Genomic DNA, 8,379 nt, shown 5'->3' with positions numbered 1-8,379 from the left:
CCGTCAAAAAGATCTGACGAAGTGCCTTCCCCAATGTAAAAGCGCCGGATCAACCGGCGATATTTCATTGGGCGATTGACCTTTCGTACCAACCTCAGCGGCGCACTTGCAAGGCGCCAGGGTTGACGATGTTGGTGGGGGTGCCTTTGATGAAGTTGACGACGTTGTCAAAAGCCGCGGAGAACAGCGTTTCGTAGTTCTCCTGCTCCACATAACCGATGTGGGGTGTGCAGATGCAGTTCTCCAAACGCAACAGGGCGTGTCCTTGCAGGATGGGTTCGGACTCGAACACATCGATCGCGGCCATGCCGGGGCGGCCACGGTTCAGCGCGGCCAGCAAGGCCTCGGGCTCGATCAGTTCGGCACGCGATGTGTTCACCAGCAGCGACGTGGGCTTCATGCGCGCCAGATCGTCCAGCGTGACACAACCCGCATTGGTCTCGCCCAGCCGCAGGTGCAGGGACAGCACATCGGATTGTTCGAACAGTTGTTCGCGGTTCTCGGCGACGGTGTGTCCATCCGCGTGTGCGCGCGCCCGGGTCTCTTCGCTGCACCAGACCAGCACCTGCATGTCAAAGGCGCGCCCATAAGCGGCGACCAGTTTGCCGATGCGGCCGTAGCTCCAGATGCCCAGGGTCTTGCCGTGCAACACCATGCCCAGCCCGAAGTTCACCGGCATGGAGGCGGCCTTGAGGCCGGACTGTTGCCACGCGCCGTGCTTGAGGTTGGCCACATACTGGGGTATGCGGCGCATCGAAGCCATGATCAGCGACCAGGTCAGTTCTGCCGTGGACACCGGAGAGCTGGTGCCCTCGCACACGGCGATGCCCCGCTCTGTGCAGGCCTGCACGTCGATGTGAGGGCCGATGCGGCCGGTCTGGGCGATCAGTTTGAGGCGCGGCAGCTTCTCCACCAATTGCCGGTGGATCGGTGTGCGCTCCCGGATGAGCACCAGCACGTCCGCATCGCGCAGGCGCACCGACAACTGCCCCACGCCCTTGACGGTGTTGGTGAAGACCTTGGCAGGGTAGGGTTCGAGTTTTTCGGCGCAGCGCAGCTTGCGGACGGCGTCCTGATAGTCATCAAGGATCACGATGTTCATGGCCACTATTGTGCCCGCAACACCCGGCTCCACCGTGCCGCGGCACCGCGCCAACATGGCGCGGCGGTGTCGATGGTCTCGGACCGATCGTGTGTCGCTTGGTGACCCTCGTGGTCAGTGCTGCGCGGTGCTGAAGCCGGGTTCCAGGTCCGCCAGCCGCTCGAGTTCGGCGCACACGTCGGCGATGCGGCCCGAGAGCACGACACGGGTGTCGGCACGCGCGTCGCCGCCATGGGCTTTCGTGGCGTGGACGACCCGAACCGAAACCGTGCGGTGAAGATGGGCGGATTGCAATGGTTTGGCAGCCACGTGGCAGGTGCTGGGTGATGCTGGCGAAGAGGTCACTGCCGCAGAGCGTCCGAGCCAGCCGGCGCGGGCGAAGCGCTGGGCAACCCAGCTGAGCTGGTGACGTGCCGAGGATGCCGGCGGCTGGGGCAGCCAGCTGTCGATGAGTTGCAGCGGCGCGCGCCAGGTGTTGCGTTGGATGAGGATTCCCATGTGAAACTCCAAAAAGGGGTTGGACACAGGCAGGATTGAGATGAAAGCCACCAGCGCAGGGATGTGACAGCCCGGCGTGCACACGCCAGCTGCCAACCGCCCGCCACCCGCACCGGCGACGCAGACCCGGGATGGGGTCAGATCTGGAAACTGTTGCGGATGAGGCCCACCGCGAGCCCTTCAATTTCAAAGGGTTCACCGGGGGCGACCAGGATGGTCTTGTAGTCCGGGTTTTCGGCGTGCAACTCGATCTGGTCTTGCCGGCGCATGAAGCGCTTGACCGTCACGTCGTCTCCCAGGCGGGCCACCACGATCTGTCCATTTTTGGCCTCTTTGGTGGATTGCACGGCCAGCAGGTCGCCGTCCATGATGCCGACGTCGCGCATGGACATGCCGCGCACGCGCAACAGGTAGTCGGGCGTGCGCTGGAACAGGCTGCGTTCGACGTGGTACGTCTGGTCCACATGTTCCTGCGCGAGGATGGGGGAGCCTGCAGCCACGCGACCGACCAGCGGCAGCACCAGCTGAGCCAGCCCCGGGATCGGCAGACCCATCTGCCGGCCGCGGGCCTCGTTGATGGACTGCAGGTCTGCACTGCGCAGCCGGATACCGCGCGAGGTGCCGCTGACCAACTCGATCACGCCTTTGCGCGCCAAGGCCTGCAGATGTTCTTCGGCCGCGTTGGCCGATTTGAAGCCCAGTTCGCTGGCGATCTCGGCCCGGGTGGGCGGCGCACCGGTGCGAGCGATGGCGCTCTGGATCAGCTCCAGAATCTGCTGCTGGCGGGCGGTGAGCTTGGGCGGAAACAGGGGCGAGTCGATCATGAAGGGCCTCGTGGACAATGGGTGAACCAGCGTACCGACATGTGCAGACTTGCTGGTTATCTGTTCAACTGTTTTCTTATCCAGTACCTGTATTTTTGACCAGTTTTGGAGGCTTGGCAAGTGGCTGATGCAAAAACACCGTTGCGGCGGGTGATCCTGGGGACGGGCGGCACGATCGCGGGGCGCGCCGCCCGAGCAGGCGACAACGTGGGCTACGTGGCGGGCCAGGTGAGTGCTCAGGACCTGATCGCGGCGGTGCCGCCGTTGGCTGGGCTGCCGCTGGAGGTCGAGCAGGTGGCCCAGATTGACAGCAAGGACATGGGTTTAGCCGTCTGGCAACGACTGGCAGAGCGGGTGGCGCACCACCTGGCCCGTGAGGATGTGGCGGGCGTGGTCATCACCCATGGCACCGATACGCTGGAGGAGACCGCCTTCTTTTTGCGGGCCGTGTTGAGCCCGACCAAGCCTGTGGTGCTGACCTGCGCGATGCGACCCTCCACCGCGCTCGTGCCCGACGGACCGCAGAACCTGCTGGACGCGGTGACGGTGGCCGGCGATCCGCAGGCCCACGGGGTGTTGGCGGTGTGCGCGGGCAGCGTCCACGCGGCCGAGCACGTGACCAAGGTGCACACCTACCGGGTGGACGCTTTCGATTCGGGTGATGCGGGGCCCTTGGGCCTGGTGGAGGAGGGGCGGGTGCGCTGGTTGCACCTTCCGGATCGTCCGGGCACCGAGACACCCTTTGATGCGCAACGGCTGCAGCGTCTGCAGCAGGCGACGGCTCTGCCACGGGTGCACTGGCTGACCAGCCACGCCGATGCCGATGGGGTGCAGGTGTTGGCGTTGCTGGCCTACGGAGACGCGCACCCGGAGGCCATGCCGCAGGGTCTGGTGGTGGCCGGTACGGGCAATGGCACGCTGCACCAGGCGCTGGAGGCCGCGTTGCAGGAAGCCGTCAGTCGCGGTGTGGTGGTGCGCCGCAGCAGCCGCTGCGCCCGTGGGCGCGTGATCCCCGGCGTGGCCGGCGCTCTGGCCGACACGCAGGGGCTGTCGCCCGCCAAGGCGCGCATCGCGCTGGCTCTGGAACTGATGGGGATGTGATCCGGCACCCTGGCGGTGGCAAGGTCTGGACGCAAAAAAGCCCGGCAGCGCCGGGCTTTTGTGTCGGTGAAACAGCGGTTTACTTGGACAGCGCGTCGAAGGCGCGGGTCGTGATGTCGTCCACCGAGCCCATGCCGCTGATGGCGCGGTACTTTGGCGCGGCGGCCGCGTCCTGCTTGGCCCAGTTGCTGTAGTAGTCCACCAGCGGCCGGGTCTGGGCGCTGTAGACCTCCAGGCGCTTCTTGACGGTTTCTTCCTTGTCGTCCTCGCGCTGGATCAGCGGTTCGCCGGTCACGTCGTCATGACCTTCGACCTTGGGCGGGTTGAACTTGACGTGGTACGTGCGACCCGAGGCCGGGTGCGAGCGGCGCCCGCTCATGCGCTCGATGATGGCGTCGAACGGCACGTCGATCTCCAGCACGTAGTCCAGCTTCACGCCGGCGGCCTTCATGGCATCGGCCTGGGGAATGGTGCGCGGGAAACCGTCGAACAGGAAGCCGTTGGCGCAGTCGGCCTGGGCGATGCGTTCCTTGACCAGGTTGATGATCAGGTCGTCGCTGACCAGACCCCCGGCTTCCATCACGGCCTTGGCCTGCAGGCCCAGCGGCGTACCGGCCTTGACGGCGGCGCGCAGCATGTCGCCGGTCGAGATTTGCGGAATGCCATATTTCTGGCAGATGAAGGTGGCTTGCGTGCCTTTGCCGGCACCGGGAGCACCCAGGAGAATCAGTCGCATCGTTGTCCTTGTTTCAGAGTTTCAATGGATGGGCCGCTTGTCTCGGCGGCTGCCCCGCCACAGGCGTGCAAAAGGCTTCGTTTGAGGATAGCACGCGTCCCCCGGGCCCATCCTTACAGGCGGGGCCCGATCGGCATGCAAGCCTGGTCAGGCGGACGCCAGCAGCGCCCGCACGCGGGCCAGGTCTTCGGGGGTGTCCACGCCCGCGCTAGGCGTCTGCGCGCTCAGGTGCACTGCGATGCGCTGGCCGTGCCAGAGCACGCGCAGCTGTTCGAGCGACTCGGTCTGCTCCAGCGGTGCCACGGACAGCGCCGGGAACTGGCGCAGGAAGCCGGCACGGTAGCCGTAAATGCCGATGTGCCGCAGCGGTGCGGGTGAGGGCAGGGTGTGCCGCTGGGCAGCGTCGGCCATGCCGTCGCGCCACCAGGCGATGGGTGCGCGGCTGAAGTACAGCGCGGTGTGCTGCCGGTCCAGCACCACCTTGACCACGTTGGGGTTGAGGAAGTCGTCCATCCGGTCGATGGCGTGGGCCGCAGTGCTCATCACGCAATCCGTGCGCTGGGTCAACTCGCTGGCCACGGCATTGATGAGGCTGGGTTCGATCAGGGGCTCGTCACCTTGCACGTTGACCACCACCGCGTCATCGGGCAAGCCGAGCAGGGTGCAGGCTTCGGCCAGGCGGTCGCTGCCCGATGCGTGGTCGGTGCGGGTGAGCAGCACCGGCACGCTGTGCGCTTCACAGGCCTGCACGATGCGCGCGTCGTCGGCCGCCACCACGCAGCGGGCGGCGCGGCTTTGCGCGGCGCGTTGTGCCACGCGCACGACCATGGGCAGGCCTGCGATGTCGGCCAGCGGCTTGTCGGGCAGCCGGCTGGACGCCATGCGCGCCGGGATCAGGACCGTGAAGCCCTGGCTCATGGAGCGGTGGGCGGTGCGCTCGGGCGGGCCGCTTCTTCCTCGGTCAGCGGGCGGGCCTCGTGTTCCAGCAGGATGGGAATGCCGTCGCGGATGGGATAGGCCAGCCGCGCGCTGCGCGAAAGCAGTTCCTGGGTGTCGCGTTGGTAAATCAGCGGCCCTTTGGTGACGGGGCAGACCAGCAGTTCTAGCAGTTTGGTGTCCATGCGGGCGATGATAGTGCGGCCAGGGTCAGCGGCGGGCCACGCGCTGGGCCAGCAGCGTGTCGAACGTGGTCCAGAACGCTGGTTCCGGTGTCATGTCCAGTGGCACGGCCCAGGCCGCCGCGCCGGGCGGCAGCTGTTCAAAGAGCTTGACCGCGTCTTTTTCGGTGCAGACCACGGTCACCTCGCTGGCCAGCTCCAGCGCGGCGTAGTCCTGCGCCCGGGCATGGTCGGCCATCGGAATGGCACGCTGTAGTGGCAGGCCGCGTTCGCGCAGCATGTCGAAGAACACCTCGGGGCGGGCGATGCCGGCCACTGCGGTCAGTGGTTGCTGGGCCAGCTCGGCCAGCGCCACCCGCTGCCCGTGCCGGTTGACCGCGTGGTCCGCCAGCCGGCGCCGGGCTTCAAACGCGGGCATGCCGGGCGGAACCGCCAGGGGCGCGCCGGTCACCTCGTCGCGCCGCTGGCGCAGCAGCAGATCGGGGGCGAAGCGGTCGCCGGGAGCGGACGGCCAGGGTTCGCGCAGCAGCCCGGCGGGCAATTGCCAGCCGTTGCCGCTGCCACGCTCGTCGAACACGGCGATGGACAGGTCACGTCCCAATGCCAGGTGCTGCAGGCCGTCGTCGCACAGCAGCAGGTTGACCTCAGGGTGTTGGGCCAGCAGCGCCAGCGCCGCATCCACGCGCCGCGGAGCGACGAACACTGGCGTCCGGGTGCTGCGGTGGATCAGTGCGGGCTCGTCCCCACATTCGCTGGCGGGCGTGCCGTCCTCCACTGCCAGCACCCCGTCGCCCACACGCCCGTAGCCGCGCGAGACGACACCCGGGTGCCAGCCTTGGGCCTGCAGGTGGCGGACGAGGGCGATCACGGTGGGCGTCTTGCCCGCCCCACCGACCACCATGTTGCCCACCACCACGACCGGCACCGGCAGGCGGTGCATGGTCAGCACGCCAGCGCGGTAGAGCGCGCGGCGCAGCTCGCCCAGCGCGCCGTACAGCAGGGAAGCGGGCCAGAGCAGCCAGGCGATAGGCCCTCGCCGCGACCACACGGCTTGCCAGCGGGCCGGGCTCATCGGTCGAGGGCTGACAAGGTGGTCAGGACTTGCCGCCCGCCTGCTGGGTGGCAAACGTCACCTGCACCAGGCCGGCACGCCGCGCCGCGTCCATGACGTTGATGACCGACTGGTGGGTGGCGGCGGCGTCGGCGCTGATGATCACCACCACCTCCTTGCTGTCCTGCGCGGCGCGGGCCAGCGCGTTGGTCAGCGTGTCCACGCCGGCACCTTCGAGCACTTCCCGGTTGATCGCGTAGCGCCCGTCGCTGCCCACGGCCACCACCACTTCCTTGGGGTTGGTCCGCTGCTGTTCGGCGTCGGCCACCGGCAGGTTGACCTGCAGCTCGGTGAACTTGCTGTAGGTGGTGGTGAGCATCAGAAAGATCAGCACCACCAGCAGGACGTCGATGAAGGGGATCAGGTTGATCTCGGGCTCATCGCGGTTGCCGGGTCGGAAGTTCATGGCGGCGTCCTCCGGATCGATCAGCGGCGCAGGGTGGCGAGGTGGCGGGCAAAGCGCTCGGCCGCCAGTTCCATGGACAGCAGGTAATCGTCCACCCGGGCACGGAAATACCGCCAGAAGATCAGTGCAGGGATGGCGACGATCAGGCCAAAGGCAGTGTTGTAGAGCGCGATCGAGATGCCGTGCGCCAGCTGGGACGGGTTGCCACCGCCCGAGACCGTGCCCATGCCGCCGTCCACACCTTGCGAGCCGAAGATCTCGATCATGCCGATGACCGTGCCCAGCAGGCCCAGCAGCGGGGCGGCAGAGGCGATGGTGGCGAGGGCGCCGAGGTAGCACTGCAGCTTGGCTGCGGCCTGGCGGCCTGCGCCTTCGAGGTTTGCCCGCAGGTCCTCGTCGCTGGCGCGCGGGTTGCTGCTGAGGGTGCGAAAACCGGTCGCCAGCACCTCGCCGAGCACCGAGTTCTGTTCCAGCTGCTTGACCACGTCCGCGGCGGGCACGCCGCCGCGCGAGACCATGATGGCTTCGTCCAACAGCTTGGGCGGCACGATTTTGGCGGTCTTGAGGCTGATGAAACGCTCAATGATCAGCGCCAGGCCCAGCACGGAGCAGGCGATCAGGGGCCAGATCGGCCAGCCGGCCGCTTGTATGATGGATAGCAAATCAGGGCTCCAGACGGGGGCCGCCAGCGGGCGGCGCGGTGCGATGCCGGGATTATGGCGCAGGCCCCTTGGGCGTCTTTTCCGGGCCACCGCCGGGCCGCGTTCAGCGGTGCACAGATTCTGTGGATAACTTTGTGAAGAACCGGGTGTGCAACGCGCGCCGGACCGCACGGAATCTCGCTTCCAACACTTCGATGACAAAACAGGCAGTGCAAAACGCTTTGAAATCAAGGGCTTGTCTGCGACGCCTTGCGCCGCTTGACGTTGCAACGGGCAAACCCTGCAACGGCGCGGTGTGTGGACACATTTACCCCGGAGAAGCCCGTGGCTGAGCCATTGGGCGCTGTGCAGGCCGCTGCGGCGCGGCCTGTCTGGGCGGTTGGGCCGCTCATGCGCGCCATCGCGGACAGTCTGTCCGCGCGCTTCAACCCGGTCACGGTGCGCGGCGAGCTTTCGGGCTTTTCGCGCGCGGCCAGCGGGCACTGCTACTTCACGCTCAAGGACGACGCCGGCCAGCTGCGCTGTGCGCTGTTCCGCCGCTCGGCCGAACAGCTGAACTTCGCGCCGCGTGATGGCATGGTGGTCGAGGCGCTCGGCAAGCTGGACGTTTACGGCCCGCGGGGCGACCTGCAGTTGATCGTGGACCGCCTCAAGCCGGCGGGGCAGGGCAACCTGTTCGAGCAGTTTCTGAAACTCAAAGCGCAGCTGGAGGCCGAAGGCCTGTTCGACAGCGCCCGCAAGCGCCCCCTCCCGGCGCAACCGCGCAGCATCGGCGTGGTCACCTCGCTGGGGGCAGCCGCTTTGCGCGACGTGGTCACGGC

The 8,379-nt window shown here is 67.2% G+C and carries 11 protein-coding genes; 2 read left to right on the top strand and 9 right to left on the bottom strand.

All coding sequences use genetic code 11. The features are described from left to right. Positions 1-94: 94 nt before the first annotated feature. The 3 genes from ACR2JA_RS08775 to lexA form a co-directional block, all read right to left on the bottom strand. On the bottom strand, positions 95-1,102 hold the full coding sequence (locus tag ACR2JA_RS08775; RefSeq protein ID WP_434008713.1) for a D-2-hydroxyacid dehydrogenase family protein: 1,008 nt from the start codon (positions 1,100-1,102) through the stop codon (positions 95-97). Between the two features lie 114 nt (positions 1,103-1,216). Continuing rightward, a complete protein-coding gene (locus ACR2JA_RS08770; RefSeq protein ID WP_434008712.1) occupies positions 1,217-1,627 on the bottom strand; it encodes a hypothetical protein in 411 nt (136 codons plus the stop codon). Between the two features lie 110 nt (positions 1,628-1,737). Then, positions 1,738-2,424: a transcriptional repressor LexA gene (gene lexA / locus ACR2JA_RS08765; protein ID WP_434008711.1), complete on the bottom strand. Its 687-nt coding sequence runs from the start codon at positions 2,422-2,424 to the stop codon at positions 1,738-1,740. 120 nt (positions 2,425-2,544) lie between these two features. Here lexA and ACR2JA_RS08760 point away from each other — a divergent pair, with 120 nt between their 5' ends. Continuing rightward, positions 2,545-3,525: an asparaginase gene (locus ACR2JA_RS08760; protein ID WP_434008710.1), complete on the top strand. Its 981-nt coding sequence runs from the start codon at positions 2,545-2,547 to the stop codon at positions 3,523-3,525. Between the two features lie 79 nt (positions 3,526-3,604). Here the strand turns inward: ACR2JA_RS08760 and adk are convergent, their stop codons facing one another. The 6 genes from adk to ACR2JA_RS08730 form a co-directional block, all read right to left on the bottom strand. After that, positions 3,605-4,261, bottom strand: coding sequence for an adenylate kinase (adk, locus tag ACR2JA_RS08755; RefSeq protein WP_434008709.1), 657 nt, complete (start codon positions 4,259-4,261; stop codon positions 3,605-3,607). 147 nt (positions 4,262-4,408) lie between these two features. Beyond that, entirely contained in the window at positions 4,409-5,179 is a 771-nt protein-coding gene (gene kdsB, locus ACR2JA_RS08750) for a 3-deoxy-manno-octulosonate cytidylyltransferase (RefSeq protein ID WP_434008708.1), read from the bottom strand. After that, entirely contained in the window at positions 5,176-5,382 is a 207-nt protein-coding gene (locus tag ACR2JA_RS08745) for a Trm112 family protein (RefSeq protein ID WP_434008707.1), read from the bottom strand. The genes kdsB and ACR2JA_RS08745 overlap by 4 nt, the downstream gene beginning before the upstream one ends. A gap of 25 nt (positions 5,383-5,407) precedes the next feature. Continuing rightward, on the bottom strand, positions 5,408-6,451 hold the full coding sequence (lpxK, locus tag ACR2JA_RS08740; protein WP_434008706.1) for a tetraacyldisaccharide 4'-kinase: 1,044 nt from the start codon (positions 6,449-6,451) through the stop codon (positions 5,408-5,410). Between the two features lie 22 nt (positions 6,452-6,473). Next, positions 6,474-6,896, bottom strand: coding sequence for an ExbD/TolR family protein (locus ACR2JA_RS08735; RefSeq protein ID WP_434008705.1), 423 nt, complete (start codon positions 6,894-6,896; stop codon positions 6,474-6,476). A gap of 20 nt (positions 6,897-6,916) precedes the next feature. Then, the gene (locus tag ACR2JA_RS08730; protein WP_434008704.1) at positions 6,917-7,558 is read right to left on the bottom strand and encodes a MotA/TolQ/ExbB proton channel family protein; all 642 of its coding nucleotides are present in this window, start codon (positions 7,556-7,558) and stop codon (positions 6,917-6,919) included. 390 nt (positions 7,559-7,948) lie between these two features. Here ACR2JA_RS08730 and ACR2JA_RS08725 point away from each other — a divergent pair. Beyond that, on the top strand, positions 7,949-8,379 hold a 431-nt coding region (locus ACR2JA_RS08725), incomplete at its 3' end, for an exodeoxyribonuclease VII large subunit (RefSeq protein WP_434008703.1).

Origin of the sequence: Hydrogenophaga sp. (assembly GCF_051007235.1) — a bacterium.
Lineage (GTDB): Bacteria > Pseudomonadota > Gammaproteobacteria > Burkholderiales > Burkholderiaceae_C > Hydrogenophaga.
This window is presented reverse-complemented; position numbering and strand designations above follow the sequence as displayed.